This window comes from Leucobacter sp. 7(1), assembly GCF_900163635.1.
In the GTDB taxonomy this organism is placed as follows: domain Bacteria; phylum Actinomycetota; class Actinomycetes; order Actinomycetales; family Microbacteriaceae; genus Leucobacter.
This window is the reverse complement of record NZ_FUID01000091.1, coordinates 1-16,331: the sequence shown is the minus strand read 5'-3', so window position 1 is coordinate 16,331 and position 16,331 is coordinate 1. Positions and strand designations below refer to the sequence as shown.

Sequence of the window (16,331 nt, the reverse complement as noted above, 5' to 3'; positions counted from 1 at the left end):
GGGCAGGCAGGCAGGCAGGCAGGCAGGCAGGCAGGCAGGCAGGCAGGCAGGCCGGGCAGGCAGGCAGGCCGGGCAGGCAGGCAGGCCGGGCAGGCAGGCAGGCCGGGCCACGGCGCGCACGGTGCGGGATCGCGGACGTTTCGCCGAGGTCACCCTCCCGCTACGGTGGAGGGAGTGGGCGGCAGCCGCGGCCCCGGCACCCGGAGGACCGCATGATTCGCGTGAGCATGATCACCATCGACACCCCCGACGCGCGGGCGCTCGCGGCCTGGTGGGCGGAGCGCCTGGGTGGCGAGGTTGCGCAGGACGTGGACGGCTGGTTCTGCATGGTGCAGGCACCCGACACCCCGGTGGCGCTTGGCTTCCAGAAGGTTGACACGCCGACCCCGGGCAAGAACCGCGTCCACCTTGATCTTGACCGCACCCCTGATGTCGACCGCGACGCGCTCGTCGCCGAGTGGACCGCCGCGGGTGCCACCCACCTCGGCCGTCGCGGCGAAGAGGGGTTTTCGTGGGATACCTTCGCGGACCCGGACGGCAACGAGTTCTGCATCGGCGACCCCCACTAGGCACATCGGTCGACGAGAAGGAGCACCACAGTGGGCAAGCGAAAAACACCCGAGGAGCGGGCCGCCGAGCAGGAGCGCCACACTCGCGCGCAGGGTGCCAGCTCAGATGCGGAGCTGGAGCCGTTTCTGACGGATCCCAACCAGTCGATCCGGAACACCGCGGCGATGAATCCCGACGCGAGCCCTGCGATTTTGGCGCGCTTTGCCACCGATAGATTCTGGAGCGTGCGCATCGCTGTCGCGGAGCATCCGAATACTGCGCGAGGTACTCTCCTGACGCTCCTCGAGCCGAACCCGGCGCGCCGCGGCGTGGTGCACCACGCCGCCCGGGAACGCCTGGAACGCGATGGGGTCCGCTTCGGGGAGGACGCCATGCCACTCACCGACAACTGAGCGGAGACCCAACCCCGCGCCGGATAGTGTGGAAGCCTCACCGAAGAGAGGACGTCACATGGGAACCACGCGCGTACGCGAACACCTGAGCGCGCAGGGATGGACGGGCGAGATTCTGGAGTTCGCGGAGTCCAGCGCAACCGTGGAACTCGCGGCGGAGAAGGTCGGGACCGAACCCGGGCGGATCGCCAAAACGCTCGGCTTCACTGATCCCGCGGACGCAAGTCGCGCCATCATGGTTGTTGTGGCGGGCGACGCGCGAGTCCACGGGGGCCAGTTCAAGCGCGCGTTCGGCGCGAAGCCCCGGATGCTCCAGGGCGACGAGGTGCTCGCGCTCACCGGCTATCCCATTGGTGGGGTGTGTCCGTTTGCACCCGCGGAACACGCGCGCGTGTTCCTTGACGAGTCCCTGCGTCGCTTCCCGACAGTGTTCCCCGCCGCGGGGACGGCGACCTCTGCCGTTGAGATCGCGGTCGACGCGCTCGCGCGCCTCGCCGGGGCCGAGGGCTGGGTCGACGTGTCTCGCGGCTGGCAACCGGCCGAACCCGGTGCCGAAGCCCCCGAGGCGATTACGCCGCGACGGGCAGCGCCGGATCAAAGTCCAACGGCGACTCCGCGGGACCGTAACTGAGATCGAGGATCGCGTTGAGCTCCCCGACGTCAAGCTGCTCAATCGTCGCAGGCCGCCAGACCGGGTTGCGATCCTTATCGATTACCTGGGCCCGCACTCCCTCCGTGAAGTTCGGCATCGGGGCGAGCCGGCCGAGCACCCGGAGGTCGTCGGTCAGTACCGCGGCAAGGTCGAGGCCTTCTGCACGGGTCCGGGCGAGCTGCGCCAGCGTGACCGCGACCGAGGTCGGGCACATCGCGCGAATCGTCGCCGCAACCGCGCGGGCCTCGGCGAGTTCACTGGCCTCGAGTGCCGCAATCAGACGCGCGGCCGCTGCCGCGGCGATAGCTCCGACTGATCCGCCAGCTACGGAATTCTCGCTGAGCGCGGCGTCCGCAATGGGATCCCACCAGTCTGCCGTGGCGCGGACCGCTGACTCCCCCGGCACCGGTGCCGAAAAACGCGCGCACGCAACGGTCGGGTCCTCACCCGCGACAAGCGCATCACGCAGTGCTTCGAGCCGCTCACTCGGCACATAGTAATCAGCGAAGCCAAGCGCGATCGCGTCCGCGGCGTTCATTTCCCCCGCGGTCGTCGCGAGGAGCTCCCCCAGCCGGCCGGGGGCCCGGGCGAGCAGCAAGTGGCCCCCGACGTCGGGCGCAATGCCGATGCGCACCTCGGGCATTGCCAGGCGGCTGCGTTCGGTGACGACGCGGTGCGAAGCGTGCCCGCCGAGCCCAATCCCGCCGCCCATCGCGATCCTGTCCATGATCGCGACGACCGGGACGGGTGCGGTCGCGACCCAGTTGTCGACCGCGTACTCAAGTGCGAGGATGCGCGGCGCGTCCTTCCCGGACAGCTCTTTAATGTCGCCGCCACCGCAGAATCCGCGCTCCCCCGCCCCATCGATTACGATGGCACCGGGTACCGACTGCCCCACAGCAACCGCGTCGCGCACCTCGCGGAGCGCCACGGCAAGCAGCCGAAACATCTCCCCCGACAGCGCGTTGATGGCACGCGGCCGGTTCAGGGTGAGGTGGGTGACGGCACCGACGCGACGCGCAAGGACAAGCGGCTCGGGGCTGGCGGGTGTGACGGGGGCTTCGTTGCTCATACCCAGCACCGTAGCAGTCCGCTACGGCGTCGGATGGTGCGCGTCGTAGCGCATGAAGCCGCGTGCCGTGCGGGCGAGCACAAGCATCGTGCCGCAGATGACGATGCCGCCGAGCAGCGGCGGGGCCCACAGAGCGATGAGCGTGGCGAGCCCACCGGCCAGGAGGTCACCGACGCGCGGGCCACCCGCCACAACCACGTAGAAGAGCCCCTGCATCCGGCCGCGGACATCGTCGGGGGCCGCGGTCTGCAGAATCGTGGTGCGGAACACCGCGCTCACGTTGTCGGCGGCCCCCGTCCCAGCGAGCGCGACGCCGGCGAGCACAATGGCGAGGACCACGGGCTGATTTGGCGGGGTGTTGCCCCGGATCAGCATCGTGGCGAGGAGCACCACGCCAAAGAGTGCAGTGCAGGCACCGAATGCCGCAATCGAAAGCGTCACGGCGCGGCCCTGCCGCCGAACGGAACCGAGCGGGCCGGAGAAGAGTCCGCTGAGGAGCGCCCCCACGGCGAACGATGCGGTGAGGATCCCGACAGTCACTGGTCCCCCACCCAGCACGAGCGCACCGGCCGCGGGGAACACAACGCGGGGCGAACCGAAGGTCATGGCGACGAGATCCCACACGAAGGTTGCGCGCACATTGGGTGCGGTGCGCAGGAACCGCAGGCTCTCAAGCACAGAGCCGAGCCCGAGGGATCGCCGTTCGCCGTCCGGCACCATCGCGGGCAGGCTCAGAATCCCGAGGAACGCTCCCGTGAAGAGCACCGCGTCGAGCAGGTAGGTCCAGGAGAAGCCGACCGTCGCAACGAGCACACCCGCAACCGCAGGTCCCACGGTGATCGCGAGACCCATCGTGATCCCGCTCAATGCCGCGGCCGCCGGGAGCAGCTGCGGCGGCAGTAAGCGGGGCAGGATCGCGCCGCGGGTCGCCCCCAGGATCGTTGCCGAAGCAGCGTTGACGGCGGCGAGCGCGTAGTAGGGCCAGGTGGCCGTCACGTCGAGGAACGAGATCACCGTCATTGTGCAGATGCTGCCCCATGCAATGATCGCGGTGACGAGGGAGACGAGCCGGCGATCAAAGGTGTCTGCGAGCGCACCGCCCACAAAGCCGGCAAGGATCATGGGCCCGAGCGCCCACAGCGCGACGAACGACACGGCGAGCGTGGACCCTGTCAGCGCGTAGACGTGGAGGCCGACGGCGACGATCGTGACCTGTGCGCCGATCTGCGCGACCGAGGTCCCGGTCCAGAGTTTCGCGAAGGCGGGGCTTTCCCGAAGCGGGCTCAGATCCACGAAGACAGAACGGCGCGGTCTGGGACCCTGTTCGTCGGTGCTGCTCACCGCTGTACGCTATCAGGCTCCTGAATGCGGCTAAGATTTGGGGCGTGTTCGATGAGCGGTATGACGGCGATCCCCTGGCCCGTATGAAGCCGCGGCGCGGCCCTGTGGAGCGACGGGAAGTACCGCTCGCTCGCGGTCTCGTGCTCGAACACACCGAGACTGAGTTTTGCGGGGCCGTGGTGGGTGCCCGCGACGGCCTGGTGCAGCTCGAAGACTTCGGCGGGAAGGTACGGGCATTCTCCCTTGCTGACGGCTTCTTGATCGACGGTGTGCCTGTACGCCTCGTGATGCCGCAACGGAGGCCCGCGGGCCGCCAGCGCACGGCGTCCGGTTCGTTCGCGGCCGAACAGCAGCGGGCGAAAGTTGCGATGCCGAGCCGGATTTTTGTGGAGGGCAAGCATGACGCCGAGCTCGTCGAACAGGTGTGGGGTGACGATCTCCGCGTCGAGGGCGTCGTCGTGGAGTTACTGCAGGGTGCGGACAATCTGGAGGAGGTCCTCGCTGAGTTCCGGCCGGGCCCCGAGCGGCGAGCCGGCGTGCTACTCGATCACCTGGTGCCGCGCAGCAAGGAGTCTCGGATCGCCGAGGCGATCGCGCGCGGCCCGCACGGCGCGAACGTGTTGATCGTGGGACACCCCTTTGTAGACATTTGGCAAGCGGTGAAGCCCGCCCGGGTGGGGCTCGAGGCGTGGCCGACGATCCCGCGCAGCATCGAGTGGAAAAAGGGTATCTGCCTGGCCCTGGGCTGGCCGGCCGATGAGCAGGCGGACATTGCGGACGCCTGGTCCCGGATCCGCGGGCGCGTGCGCAACTTCCGTGACCTTGAGCCCGAGCTTGTGGGCCGGGTCGAACACCTCATCGACTTCGTCACCGTCGGCTAGCGGCCGCGCCGGCCCGCAGCACCGTCGGCTCACAGCACCGTCGGCTCACAGCAGCACCGGCTCACAGCAGCGCCCATTCTCGGTACCGCGTTCGCCCGTCGCGTACCGTCCTGTCGCCACCGCGGGTCGCCAGCGCTGCCGGAGTACTATTGGGATCCCGGAACACGCGTGCAGGGAGGTACCGGTGTCAAAACCCGCATTTCTGGTGATGCCCGAGTGGCAGGGCTCGTCCTCATCGCGCGCCATGCGAATCGCGGAGGGTGCCGCGTTGCTCCGCGAAGATCTCCCGGTGGCGGCTCGCACTGACGTGGCTGTGCCGCTCGAGGCTGGTGACGCGCTCGGCACGCCTGTGGCCCGACTCAGCAGCCTGGTCCAGGCTCGCACCGCAGCTCGGACCGCAATTGCGGCAAGCGCTGCGAACGGGTACGACATTCCGATCGTGCTGGGCGGGGACTGCGCGGCGTCGCTCGCAGGCCTGGAACACGCGGCCGCAGGATCCGGCACGCTCGCCGTCCTCTGGTTCGACGCGCACCCCGATCTGCAGCACCCCAGCACTTCCCCCTCGGGTGCCGCGTCGGGGATGACGCTGCGCCACGCGCTCGGGGACGGGGCACCCGATCTCACGTCACGCCACCCCATCGATCCAGCGCGCACGGTGCTCGTCGGTACTCGAGAGATCGACCCCGAGGAGCGCACCGAGATTGCCCAGCGCGGGATCCGGCAAATCTCCCCGCAGGACGACGCCGAGTCGCTCTCCGCAGCGGTGCTGGCGGCCATCGGAGACGCGGACCGGCTGTACATCCACATCGACCTCGACGTGCTCGATCCGGCCGAGTTTGCGTCGGTGCACACCGCGGTGCCGTTTGGCCTGAGTATCGCCGAGCTCACCACCGCCGTGCGTGCGGCAGTCGCCGCGGTACCGCTCGTGGGCGCGGCGATCAGCGAGTTTGCCCCGGCGAGCCCCGAGGGCGCCGCCGAGGATCAGCCGACGGTGCTGCGCGTCTTGGCCGCCCTCACTTCCGGCACCACGCGGGCGGCGGAGTGAGCCGGGCAGACGGTGCACACCGCACCGCCGATCAGACCACACAGTTGAGCACCCGGGTCACGACCGGTCGCCGCCCGCTCCCGCTCGCACGACTCGGATACTTGTACGCCACGTGCGTCGGATTCGTCTGGGGCTCAATCTGGAGTACCGGGCGCGTCGAGCGGCACGACGGCCTGTGGGTATTTCGAGGTATGCCGAAATGGACGTTTGGGCGCGGCGGCAGCTGCGTGGGGGCGTGCTATCTGACGGATCAGAATGTCCGCCCCGCAGTGCTTCGCCACGAGCGGGTCCACCGCGAGCAGTGGCGGCATTACGGCCTCGCTCTGCCATTCCTCTACGCACTCGCCGGCCGGAATCCGCAGCGCAATCGCTTTGAGGTTGAGGCAGGCCTGCGCGACGGCGGGTACCTGCGAGGCTCCCACCCCCTACACTGAGCGCATGAGCAGCGACGTTCTCCCCGGCCCCGGCCCCGATACCAACGACGACGAGTTCCGGTTCCTCGCGGGTGATGCCGCGCGGGTGGGGCGCTCGGCACCGCTCCCCGAGGTGCGCCGCGTTGCCGTCCCCGTGGGCGACGGACGCGCGCTCAGCGGGCTCGCCTTTGATCCGGCACAGCCACCCCGTGTGGTCGTGTTGCACGGCGCCGGCCTCAATGCGCACAGCTTCGACCCCATGCTGTTGGCACTCGACGTGCCGGCGCTCGCCCTGGATCTCCCCGGTCACGGACGCAGCGACTGGCGCGCCGACGCCGACTATCGCCCGGATCACCTTGCGATCGATGTGGCGACCGCCCTCGAGGCGTTGGCACCGGATCCGGTGGTGTTGCTCGGCCACTCGCTTGGTGGCCTGACCGCGGCGTTCGTGGCTGCGGCCAGACCCGAGCTTGTGCGCGCGCTCGTGATCGTCGACATCACTCCCGGTGTCTCTCCAAGTGGTGATGCCGGGGCGGTCGCCGAGTTTATTGCGGGGCAGCGCGACTTCGGAACCATTGACGAGATCGTGGATCGCGCGGTGCGGTTCGGTATCGGTTCACACAGGGAGGCGCTGACACGCGGCGTCGCGTTGAATACACGACGACGCCCCGACGGGCGGCTCGAATGGACTCACCACTTTGCGCATTTGGAGGGCATCTCGGTGAGCGACGACCCGTACCCCTACGCTCCAGTGTGGGGCTCGCTGCAGTCGCTCGAACTGCCGGTCACGCTTGTCCGCGCTTCGGCGGGCATGGTCAGCGACACGCTCGCCGCCGAGTGGACTGATCAGCTGCCCGGGAGCACCGTTGTAGGTCTCGAAGGCCCGCACAATCTGCATGAGGCAGCGCCGATCAAACTGGCCGCTGTACTCCGGCCGCTGCTCGGTGCGCAATCCGAGGACGTCTAGCCCGCTTAGCCCGCGCGGAGGTTGCTCAGGATCGCGTCACGCAGATCCACGGGTGCGCTGTCCGCACGCTCGTCCTCACAGGTGCGACGCACAACCTCGGTGAGGCGTTCGCACACGTTCTGTTCGTTCTGGCACCCCGGGCACTGCTCGATGTGCTCGCGAATCGGCGCGGACTCCTCCGCACACAGCTCACCGCGCAGCACCTCGTACAGATTCTTCTGGGCTGTCTCGCAATCGCAATCGCTCATCGCGTATCTCCCTTCGCTGCGGTTGACTTCTGTGCACGTTCCTTACCGAGTCCAACGCCCTGCTCGCGTGCGTATTCCCCAAGTGACTGTCGGAGCCTGGCACGCCCGCGGTGCAATCGACTCATCACCGTCCCAATCGGGACCTCCGCAATGTCGGCGATCTCCTGGTAGCTGAAGCCCTCCACGTCCGCGAGGTAGACCGCCATCCGGAAATCCTCGGGGAGCGCATTGAGCGCATCCGACACGACCGTGTCCGGCGTCCGGTCGATCGCTTCGGCCTCCGCGGAACGCGAAGACATCGCCGTGGTCGACTCCGCGCCGCCGAGCTGCCAGTCCTCCAGCTCCTCGACAACGCCGAGATACGGTTCGCGCTGCTTCTTCCGGTACGTATTGATGTACGCGTTTGTCATGATCCGGTACAGCCACGCCTTGAGGTTCGTCCCCTCTTGGAACGAGGCGAACGCGGCAAACGCCTTCGCGAAGGTCTCCTGCACGAGGTCTTGCGCGTCCTGCGGATTGCGCGTCATCTTCATTGCAGCGCCATACAGCTGATCGAGCAAGGGCAGCGCCTCGTCGGTGAAGCGGCGTTCGAGCGTCGCCTGATCTGCAGTCTCAGTCACGTACCCGATCCTACTCGGACCTCGGCTGGGAGGCGTGGCGGAGCCATGCCGGTAGACTCAGTGGGGATGCTGATAGGAAAACTGAACCCTGGCAAAGACGGCGACGCAGTACGGGCCGGCGAAGGCACCCACGAGGCTGTGCCGCACTGGCCCGCTCCCACCACCGCGGGCCCCATCAGCGCGCACGTCGCGCTCCCCGGCTCGAAGTCACTGACCGGCCGGGAGCTTGTCCTCGCCGCGCTCGCGGACGGTCCAGGGACGTTGCGCGCTCCGTTGCATTCTCGGGATTCCGCGCTCATGATCGACGCGCTCCGCGCGCTCGGGACCGAGATCGCTGAGATCCCGAGCGACCGCGCATTTGGTGCCGACCTCAGCATCTCCCCAGCGGCCGAGCTTGCCGGATCCACGAGCATCGGCTGCGGCCTTGCCGGCACCGTGATGCGCTTCGTGCCGCCGCTCGCGGCCCTCGCTCTCGGCCCCGTCGCATTCGACGGAGACCCGTACGCCCGGAAGCGCCCCATGCGCCCCCTGCTTGATGCGCTCCGCGCGCTGGGTGCCGACATCGCGGACGAGGGGCGCGGTGCGCTCCCCTTCACTGTGCACGGCACCGGATCACTGCGCGGGGGGCGCGTCGAACTCGACGCCTCACTCTCGAGCCAGTTTGTGTCCGCGCTGCTGCTCGCGGGTGCCCGGTTCGACGAGGGCGTGCACGTTGTGCACACCGGCGACAGGCTGCCCAGTGTCCCGCACATCGAAATGACGTTGGCCGCGCTGCGCGCCCGCGGCGTTACGGCAGACTCCCCCGCACCCGGCGAGTGGCGGGTCGCAGCCGGCCCAATCGGGGCGCTCGACATCACGATCGAACCCGACCTCTCCAACGCCGCGCCTTTCCTGGCGGCCGCACTCGCCGTGGGCGGGAGCGTCACCGTCCCCAATTGGCCCGGTACCACCACGCAGGTGGGCGATCAGCTCCGCGAGCTGCTGCCCGAATTCGGGGCGACCGTGACCGCGAACCCGGATGGCTCGGTCACCGCCACCGGCGACGGCACCCTGCGCGCGGTGCGGCTCGACATCCCCGAGGCGGGCGAGCTGGCACCGACGCTCATCGGGCTCGCCGCGCTCGCCGCGCACGGGACTGACGGGAGCGACGGCGTCGCCAGCGAGATCACCGGGATCGGCCACATCCGCCACCACGAGACCGATCGCATCGCCGCGCTCGTCGCCGAAATCCGCGGGCTCGGCGGGGACGCTGAGGAACTGCCCGACGGAATCAGGATCTCCCCGGCAGCCCTGCACGGTGGCGTCTGGCACAGCTACGCCGACCACCGTATGGCGACAACCGGCGCGCTGATCGGTCTGCGCGTGCCCGGCGTCGAGGTCGAGGACATCGCGAGCACCGGGAAGACACTGCCCGAATTCCCTGAGCTGTGGCAGCGGATGCTCCCCGGGCATGCAGAATCCGCGGAACAACCGAACAGTTCCGCCCTTCGCTTTCTCGGAGGGTTCTAATTGTGAGCTGGTTGACCCCGGATGACGAGGACGAAGACGGCCCCTACGGGGAATACGCCGACCACCGCGTGCGCGAGCGCCCGAACCCCAAGGCGAATCGACCGCGCACCAAACGCCGCCCTGATCATGATGACGCGGTGATCGGGATGGTGACCGGCGTGGACCGGGGACGCTACGCCGCGCTCGTGCCCGCCGGTGCCGACCCGAGCGACCCCGCAGAACGCGACATCGTTGCGGCGCGCGCCCGCGAGCTGCGCCGCACCCCCATCGTGATCGGGGATCGCGCCCAGCTTGTCGGCGACACGAGCGGCGATGAGGGCACGCTCGCCCGGATCGTCGGCATCGAAGAGCGCCGCACCCTGCTGCGCCGCAGCGCCGACGACAGCGATCAGGTGGAACGGATCATGGTCGCGAACGCCGACCAGATGCTGATCGTGGTCGCCGCGGCAAACCCAGAGCCGCGAGTGCGGCTCGTTGACCGCTATCTCGTGGCCGCCTACGACGCCGGAATCCAGCCACTCATCTGCATCACCAAAGTCGACCTCGCTGACCCCGAGCCGTTCCTCGCGCACTTCGCGGCGCTCGAGGTGCCCGTGTTCCGCTCTGCACAGGGTGCCGAGCCACTGGCGGAGATCCGCGCCGCACTCGCTGGGAAGACGACAGTGTTCGTGGGCCACTCCGGCGTGGGCAAGTCCACACTCATCAACGCGCTCGTGCCCGAGGCCGGGCGCGCCACCGGCCACGTCAACGAGGTCACCGGACGCGGCCGCCACACGTCCTCGTCCTCGGTCGCGCTGCGCGCCGAGACTCCGGGCGCCGACGGTGGCGACGCGGGCTGGGTCATCGACACCCCTGGCGTGCGCTCCTTCGGACTGGGGCACGTCACGAGCGACGGGATCCTGCGCGGCTTCACTGATCTGGCAGAACTGATCCTGCGCTGCCCGCGCGGCTGCACTCACCAGGACGATGCCCCGGATTGCGAGCTCGACGCGGCGATTGCGGACGGTCGGCTCGATGAGATGGGAGCGCTGCGAGTCGAATCACTGCGGCGACTCCTGAAGTAGCGCCAGTGTGTCAGTCGCGCTCGCTAGGCTGGTCGCATGACTGAACGTGTGATCCTCGAAGCCGGCCAAGCCGCCCCCGATTTCTCGCTCCCCGACCAGGACGGGGTGACCCGCTCACTCGCTGACTATCGCGGCGAGAAGGTCATCCTGTTCGTGTACCCGCAGGCGATGACTCCCGCCTGCACCACCGAGGCCTGCGAGTTCCAGGAGTCCACCGCACCCTTGGCGGCCGCGGGATACCGTGTGCTCGGCCTGTCCCGGGATTCCGTCGAGAAGCTGCGCCGGTTCGCGGACCGCGATGCGCTCGAGTACCCGCTGCTGAGCGACCCCGAGCACACAGTCCACGAGGCATACGGGGCGTACGGCGAGAAGAACAGCTACGGCCGGATTGTCGAGGGCGTCATTCGTTCCACATTCATCATCGATGAGGCGGGCAAGATCAGCCACGCGCTCTACAACATCAAGGCGACCGGCCACGTCGCTCGCGTCCGGAAGCTCGTCGGGGCAGACGCCGCGTAGCGCTCCTCCGAGGGGGAGGCTACTCCCCCTCGGGAATCTCCGGAGCATCGGGGCGCGCCAGCAGCGCCGCGACGAAGCCAGCGAAGGCGAGCACGAGGAGCTCAAGACCCAGGACAGTCTGTGGGCCGATCAGGCCCTGCAGGATGCCAGTAGCCGCGGCGAAGAGCAGCACGTGGATCGTGATCGCGGAACTGCGCACCCAGCCCGGACGAGCGCGGCGCGCACCCCAGGCGGTGATCAGGATCCAGCCCCACCACAGGACGCATGCGACGAGCAGGATGATCCGGTCTCCGATCGGTTCATCCCCTGCCGCGAACATTCCCTGGACCACGTTCCAGACGAGCCAAGCACCGCCGATCGCTTCGAGCAGCAGCACAATGCGCAGCACGATCCACCCCGCTCGGATTCTCGGGTAAGCAGGAGGTGTCGCGGTCATTTCGGCTCTCTTTCCAGACAATTGCAAATTGGCTATTGATTTGCATCTGTATCCGTGAAACTATATATTCCGTCGAGTTTCGCGCACACCGACGTGAGCATTCTCAGCCACGTATCAGGTAATCGCGGCGCGAATTCTAGACTATCCAGTCTCTGCTGATTCGCGCGTGTGCGTCGTACTAAGGAGAACACAAATGGATTGGCGTGAACAGGCCGCGTGCCTCACTGTAGACCCCGAACTCTTCTTCCCTGTGGGGAACACGGGCCCGGCGGTCGAGCAGATCGAGCGTGCGAAGTCGGTGTGCGCACGGTGCACCGTGACGGAGATGTGCCTCCAGTACGCGATGGACACCGGCCAGGACTCGGGCGTGTGGGGCGGCCTCAGCGAGGATGAGCGCCGCGCGCTGAAGCGTCGCGCAGCTCGCGCTCGCCGCGCTTCCTAGGCGACATATTTCGTGTGGCCCCGGATCTCTCAGAGATCCGGGGCCACACGCGTGTGCGGGGTACTCCCCCCGTCACCACGTTAGCTGCGGTCGCCCGGCTCAACTGGCTCGCGTCCCCCTGAGCGGGACGCGCCGATCCCCGCCACAATCACCAACACGAGTCCGACTACAGCGAGTGGCTGCGGCACCTGCCCGAGCGCCACGAAGCCCACGAGGAGCGCGATCGCGGGTTCCAGGCTCATCAGTGTGCCAAACGTCGCGGCATCCAACCGTCGCAGCGCCAGGAACTCGAGCGAGAACGGGACAACTGGCAGCAGCAGCGCGAGGCCGAACCCCGCGGCAAGCATCGGCCAAGTGAGCAACGGGAAGAGCTCGGGCGTGATCGTGAAGCTTGACACGAGTGCGGCAGTCGGGAAGGAAATCGCGAGTGCCTGAAGACCGGTGACGGTATCGCCCGCCCGCTGCGTGAGCAAGATGTAACCGCCCCAGCACACGGCAGCGGCCAACGCGAAGACGATGCCCAGCCCGTCAACTGTGCCCTTCCACGGCTCAGTGAGCGCGAGCACTCCCACGGCAGCCACGAGCGCCCACAGGCGACCGCGTCCCCGCCCCCGAGCGACAGCCACACCCAGTGGCCCAAGAAATTCGAGCGCGCTCGCGGTGCCCAGCGGGATCCGCATGACCGCGGCCATGAAGAAGATCGTCATCCCAGCGCTCGCGACGCCAAGTAGCACGCAGGTCAGCAGGGAGCGCCGCGTGAAGCGCGCTCGCCAAGGGCGCGCAACGACGAGGAGAATGAGTGCCGCGAACATGAGGCGGAGCCACACGACGCCGGTCGCGCCGAGCGTGTTCGCGAGGTCGACGGAGACCGCAAGTCCCACCTGCACGCAGCCCATTGATCCGACCGCGAGAGCGGTGCCTACCCGGGCGTTGCGCGAAGAAGTTGCTGCCATGTGCCCAGTAGATCAAATCCTGCCATCCACGTCCACGTGACGGAACTGGACGATACGTCCAGGAATCCTGGACAATATGAATTATGGATACTCGCCGTCTGACTTTCCTGCTTGAACTCTCGCGTCTCGGGTCAATGCGCGCCGTTGCCGATGTGCTCGGGACCTCGACATCGACGGTGTCGCAGCAGATCGCCGTGCTCGCGCACGAGTTCGGGACGGAACTCATTTTCCCGGCAGGCCGCGGTGTGCGGCTCACCCCGGCCGGCCGGCGTCTCGCGGAGCACGCGGCAACGATTCTTGCCGAAGTGCAGCGTGCACGACTCGACCTCGATCCGGCGGGCGAGCCCTCGGGTACGGTGCGCGTGGCAGGTTTTGCGGGCGCGGTCCGGCGCACCGTACTCCCGGTGGTGCGCGAGCTCACGCGCACACACCCCGCGGTCAGCGTTGAGATCCACGAGTATGAGCCGCGCGAGGCGCTCGACTTCCTGGCCTCCGACACCGTCGACGTGGCGCTCACCTATGACTACGATCTGGCACCCATGCCGGAGTCCACGCAGTGGCACACGACGCCCCTCTGGGAAACCCCGTGGGGCCTGGGAGTGCCGAGCCCCGCTCCCGCAGTGGGGGCTGGCGCACCGGTTGCGGCCCCGGACCGCCCGCTCTCCGCGTATCAGGGACACACGTGGATCGGGAACTCACGCAACACCGCCGACGAGGACGCACTGCGCATCCTCGCCTCGTTAGAGGGCTTTCCTCTGCGCATCACGCACAAAGTCGACAATATTGAGCTTGCGCAAGAGCTTATTCGTTCCGGGATGGGGGTGGGGCTACTCCCCGCGGATCGCAAGCTCCTGCCCGGAGTCACGCTCCTCCCGCTCCGCAGCCCCGGCGTCACCCTCCGAGCCTTTGTGCATGCGCGGTCTAGCCGCGATACCTGGCCGGCGCTCGCGCTCGTGCGGGACCGCATCATCGCGCACGCGAGAGCCGGCGCGAGTCAGCGAGAGCTGACGTGAGCCGGGGAGAACCAGCGAGAGCCGACATGAGCCAGCGAGAGCCCGCAAGAGCCAGCGAGAGCCGACATAAGCCGAAAGGAGCCAGCCTGTCATTGCCAGGGAGGAGACGCGACAGGGTGCGGTTTCGCCCGAACTCCGGTGAATTTGCACCCGTCGTGTGTCATTTCGGAGATCTGCTCCTCAGAATGGGCACGCATCCTCGGGTGAGTCGGATTCTGGTTGGGACGGTCCCGCGATCGCGGCACCGTGTTCCCGCGGTGTGGGCATCTCGGTCGAGTGCACAGGAAGCGATACGAACCGCACGCGGCCCGGTGGCCGCTGCACATACTCCCGCCCCGTCGGGCTGACCCACCGCACCACTCCTGCGCTCTCCTGGGTTACTTCCCAGCCGCCATGATGCTTCACCGTATGATGCCCTCGGCACAGATGCGCAAGATTGTCTGTGCTTGTTGCGCCCCCGAGCGCCGCATCAACGGTGTGGTCCAGATCACATCGGATCGCCGGGACCCGACACCCCGGTGCGCGGCAATGCACATCCTCTGCGCGCTTGCGCCGACGTATCTCGGGGCTCGGCACGTATCGATCCACCCGCAACACGGTGCCCTCTCCAGTCACCGCAACCCGCTCACGATCACGATCCTCCGCGCTCTCCGCAAGCCGGCTCGCCGTCTCCGTATCGATCACCCCGAACCCCACAAGTTCCCCGACCCGCGCCAACGCCCGCGCGGGTGCAGATGCAGGTGCGGGTGCGGGTGCAGGTGCAGCGCCCTGATTTTCCGACTCGGAACCCGCTGCCACTGTCGGCGGGTCAAGCCCCGATGCCACCGGATTCCCAGGCCCCGGACGTCCGGACTTCACCGGGTCGTACTCGGCAGGCTCTGTCAGTAGCCCCTCGGGCACGATCACCTGAATATGCCCTCGCACACCTGCGCTTCCAGGAACATCCCGCCCCAGCAGCACATCCCGCAGGACATCAGCACGAATCTGGTCCAGCGTTCGCGGGTCTCGCGCTGACTCCACAGCAGCACCAGGAGAATCCTCCGCAGCGGCCTCGGTCCCATCCTCGGATTCGTGGACCCGCACGACCGCGTTCTTGGCGAGCCGGGTCACCCGGTCCTTCACCGCAACTGCATCTTCAGCCGCCAACCGAACAATCAGATCCGCCATCCCATCTCCCACGTCGACAACCCGCATCCCGCGCAGCAGCATCGCTTCACGATGTCGCTCCACCACAGTCAACTCACACAACGCCGCAGCGATCCGCTGTGCGATGGGCCGCAACCGATTCGGCGTTTCCTCCCCCGCGGCCCGCAATACCTCACACTCATACCGGGCACGTCGATCCCGCTCCGTGCTGGACTCCCCTTGGCCGAGCACCTGCCCGGCATCCGCAATGACCCGCACGTGCTCCCCCGACACCACCCCCGACTTCAGCGCAGCCAATGACCCCGGGAACAGATGCGTCGCGGAAAACGCGAGCGACAACAGGCGATCCACCACGTGCTCGCTCTGCCCCAAGGCGGCCGACACTTCAAGCCGCAACGAGCGATGCGACACTTCGCCGCCCACCCCGAAGCCCCGCACGATGCCCTCAGCCTCCGCCCAGAGCGCATCAGCATCAGCATCAGCATCAGCATCAGCATCAGCATCAGCATCAGCATCAGCATCAGCATCAGCATCAGCATCAGCATCTGCGTCGGGGTCAGCATCCGGTCTGGTATCGGTTTCGGACCCCGTGTCAGGCCCGCACGCAGCCTCCCCGTTTGTGGAGTTCAGTGCCACCTCACGCAAACGATCCAGCAGCACAAGCTGCTCCGCGTCCATCGCCCGACGCCGGGTCTCAAGCTCTTCAAGCTCCCCCAACAACGCATCCGCTGCACGCACACGCGCCAGGGCGCGAGCCCGCTCCTGCGCGGTCCGACGTCCTCGGTTGATGGCCATGCGACAAGTACAGCAGCAACCACCGACATTCGCGTCCGAGAAATCGTTGACACCATGCGGAAAACCACCGTGAAATCGAGGTCAGCGGAGGATTCCCTGATGGGATCAACCAAACCCGCAGCACAGAGTTTTCCGGAGTGGTGTCCGGGACGCATGAACGCGGCCCGGACACCAGCACACCCCGCGCCTCTGACTAGCTGTACCCGGCCAGGACGTTGGTAGCGGCGAGCCTGGTTGAAATCACGAGAACCTC

At 67.8% G+C, this 16,331-nt stretch carries 19 protein-coding genes; 12 read left to right on the top strand and 7 right to left on the bottom strand.

From position 1 onward, the window contains the following. Positions 1–227 precede the first annotated feature (227 nt). From FM113_RS16285 to FM113_RS16275, 3 genes are read left to right on the top strand one after another with little or no spacing between them, the layout of a single operon-like run. Positions 228–569 carry a VOC family protein gene (locus FM113_RS16285; RefSeq protein ID WP_254909057.1) on the top strand — a complete coding sequence of 114 codons (342 nt, stop codon included), beginning with the start codon at positions 228–230 and terminating at the stop codon, positions 567–569. Positions 570–599: 30 nt separating this feature from the next. Then, positions 600–962 (top strand): hypothetical protein, encoded by a 363-nt coding sequence (locus FM113_RS16280; protein ID WP_087015885.1) that lies wholly within the window; start codon positions 600–602, stop codon positions 960–962. 58 nt (positions 963–1,020) lie between these two features. After that, the gene (locus FM113_RS16275) at positions 1,021–1,593 is read left to right on the top strand and encodes a YbaK/EbsC family protein (protein ID WP_087015884.1); all 573 of its coding nucleotides are present in this window, start codon (positions 1,021–1,023) and stop codon (positions 1,591–1,593) included. Here the strand turns inward: FM113_RS16275 and FM113_RS16270 are convergent. Both FM113_RS16270 and FM113_RS16265 read right to left on the bottom strand, forming a co-directional pair. Further along, the gene (locus tag FM113_RS16270) at positions 1,532–2,686 is read right to left on the bottom strand and encodes an enoyl-CoA hydratase/isomerase family protein (protein ID WP_087015883.1); all 1,155 of its coding nucleotides are present in this window, start codon (positions 2,684–2,686) and stop codon (positions 1,532–1,534) included. The two genes, FM113_RS16275 and FM113_RS16270, sit on opposite strands and share 62 nt — an antisense overlap. Positions 2,687–2,707: 21 nt before the next feature. Continuing rightward, complete coding sequence (locus FM113_RS16265) at positions 2,708–4,027, bottom strand: MFS transporter (protein WP_176387271.1); 1,320 nt, start codon at positions 4,025–4,027, stop codon at positions 2,708–2,710. A gap of 44 nt (positions 4,028–4,071) precedes the next feature. On the opposite strand from FM113_RS16265, the gene FM113_RS16260 reads away from it, so the two are divergent. From FM113_RS16260 to FM113_RS16245, 4 genes are all read left to right on the top strand, one after another. After that, entirely contained in the window at positions 4,072–4,908 is an 837-nt protein-coding gene (locus FM113_RS16260) for a DUF3097 family protein (protein ID WP_087015882.1), read from the top strand. A 184-nt stretch (positions 4,909–5,092) separates the two neighbouring features. Beyond that, positions 5,093–5,953 (top strand): arginase family protein, encoded by an 861-nt coding sequence (locus FM113_RS16255; protein WP_087015881.1) that lies wholly within the window; start codon positions 5,093–5,095, stop codon positions 5,951–5,953. Between the two features lie 44 nt (positions 5,954–5,997). After that, positions 5,998–6,387 (top strand): Fe-S oxidoreductase, encoded by a 390-nt coding sequence (locus FM113_RS16250; protein ID WP_087015888.1) that lies wholly within the window; start codon positions 5,998–6,000, stop codon positions 6,385–6,387. A gap of 4 nt (positions 6,388–6,391) precedes the next feature. Beyond that, on the top strand, positions 6,392–7,333 hold the full coding sequence (locus FM113_RS16245) for an alpha/beta fold hydrolase (RefSeq protein WP_087015880.1): 942 nt from the start codon (positions 6,392–6,394) through the stop codon (positions 7,331–7,333). A gap of 5 nt (positions 7,334–7,338) precedes the next feature. On the opposite strand, the gene FM113_RS16240 is transcribed toward FM113_RS16245, so the two are convergent. Together FM113_RS16240 and FM113_RS16235 are read right to left on the bottom strand one after the other, a co-directional pair. After that, complete coding sequence (locus FM113_RS16240; protein WP_087015879.1) at positions 7,339–7,581, bottom strand: zf-HC2 domain-containing protein; 243 nt, start codon at positions 7,579–7,581, stop codon at positions 7,339–7,341. After that, a complete protein-coding gene (locus FM113_RS16235; protein WP_087015878.1) occupies positions 7,578–8,201 on the bottom strand; it encodes a sigma-70 family RNA polymerase sigma factor in 624 nt (207 codons plus the stop codon). The genes FM113_RS16240 and FM113_RS16235 overlap by 4 nt, the downstream gene beginning before the upstream one ends. A 66-nt stretch (positions 8,202–8,267) precedes the next feature. Between FM113_RS16235 and aroA the strand changes: the two genes are divergently transcribed. Genes aroA through bcp form a run of 3 tightly spaced genes read left to right on the top strand, consistent with a single transcriptional unit; the run spans position 8,268 to position 11,293 of the window. Beyond that, a complete protein-coding gene (gene aroA / locus FM113_RS16230; protein WP_087015887.1) occupies positions 8,268–9,710 on the top strand; it encodes a 3-phosphoshikimate 1-carboxyvinyltransferase in 1,443 nt (480 codons plus the stop codon). 2 nt (positions 9,711–9,712) lie between these two features. After that, entirely contained in the window at positions 9,713–10,774 is a 1,062-nt protein-coding gene (rsgA, locus tag FM113_RS16225; protein WP_087015877.1) for a ribosome small subunit-dependent GTPase A, read from the top strand. A 36-nt stretch (positions 10,775–10,810) separates the two neighbouring features. After that, positions 10,811–11,293, top strand: coding sequence for a thioredoxin-dependent thiol peroxidase (bcp, locus tag FM113_RS16220; protein ID WP_087015876.1), 483 nt, complete (start codon positions 10,811–10,813; stop codon positions 11,291–11,293). Between the two features lie 19 nt (positions 11,294–11,312). On the opposite strand, the gene FM113_RS16215 is transcribed toward bcp, so the two are convergent. After that, complete coding sequence (locus FM113_RS16215; protein WP_087015875.1) at positions 11,313–11,729, bottom strand: hypothetical protein; 417 nt, start codon at positions 11,727–11,729, stop codon at positions 11,313–11,315. 193 nt (positions 11,730–11,922) lie between these two features. Between FM113_RS16215 and FM113_RS16210 the strand changes: the two genes are divergently transcribed. Continuing rightward, complete coding sequence (locus FM113_RS16210) at positions 11,923–12,171, top strand: WhiB family transcriptional regulator (RefSeq protein ID WP_010156721.1); 249 nt, start codon at positions 11,923–11,925, stop codon at positions 12,169–12,171. A gap of 80 nt (positions 12,172–12,251) precedes the next feature. On the opposite strand, the gene FM113_RS16205 is transcribed toward FM113_RS16210, so the two are convergent. Beyond that, positions 12,252–13,124 (bottom strand): DMT family transporter, encoded by an 873-nt coding sequence (locus FM113_RS16205; RefSeq protein WP_087015874.1) that lies wholly within the window; start codon positions 13,122–13,124, stop codon positions 12,252–12,254. 83 nt (positions 13,125–13,207) lie between these two features. On the opposite strand from FM113_RS16205, the gene FM113_RS16200 reads away from it, so the two are divergent. Continuing rightward, complete coding sequence (locus FM113_RS16200; RefSeq protein ID WP_087015873.1) at positions 13,208–14,137, top strand: LysR family transcriptional regulator; 930 nt, start codon at positions 13,208–13,210, stop codon at positions 14,135–14,137. Between the two features lie 180 nt (positions 14,138–14,317). Here the strand turns inward: FM113_RS16200 and FM113_RS16195 are convergent, their stop codons facing one another. After that, the gene (locus tag FM113_RS16195; protein ID WP_176387270.1) at positions 14,318–16,078 is read right to left on the bottom strand and encodes an HNH endonuclease signature motif containing protein; all 1,761 of its coding nucleotides are present in this window, start codon (positions 16,076–16,078) and stop codon (positions 14,318–14,320) included. Between the last annotated feature and the right edge of the window lie 253 nt (positions 16,079–16,331).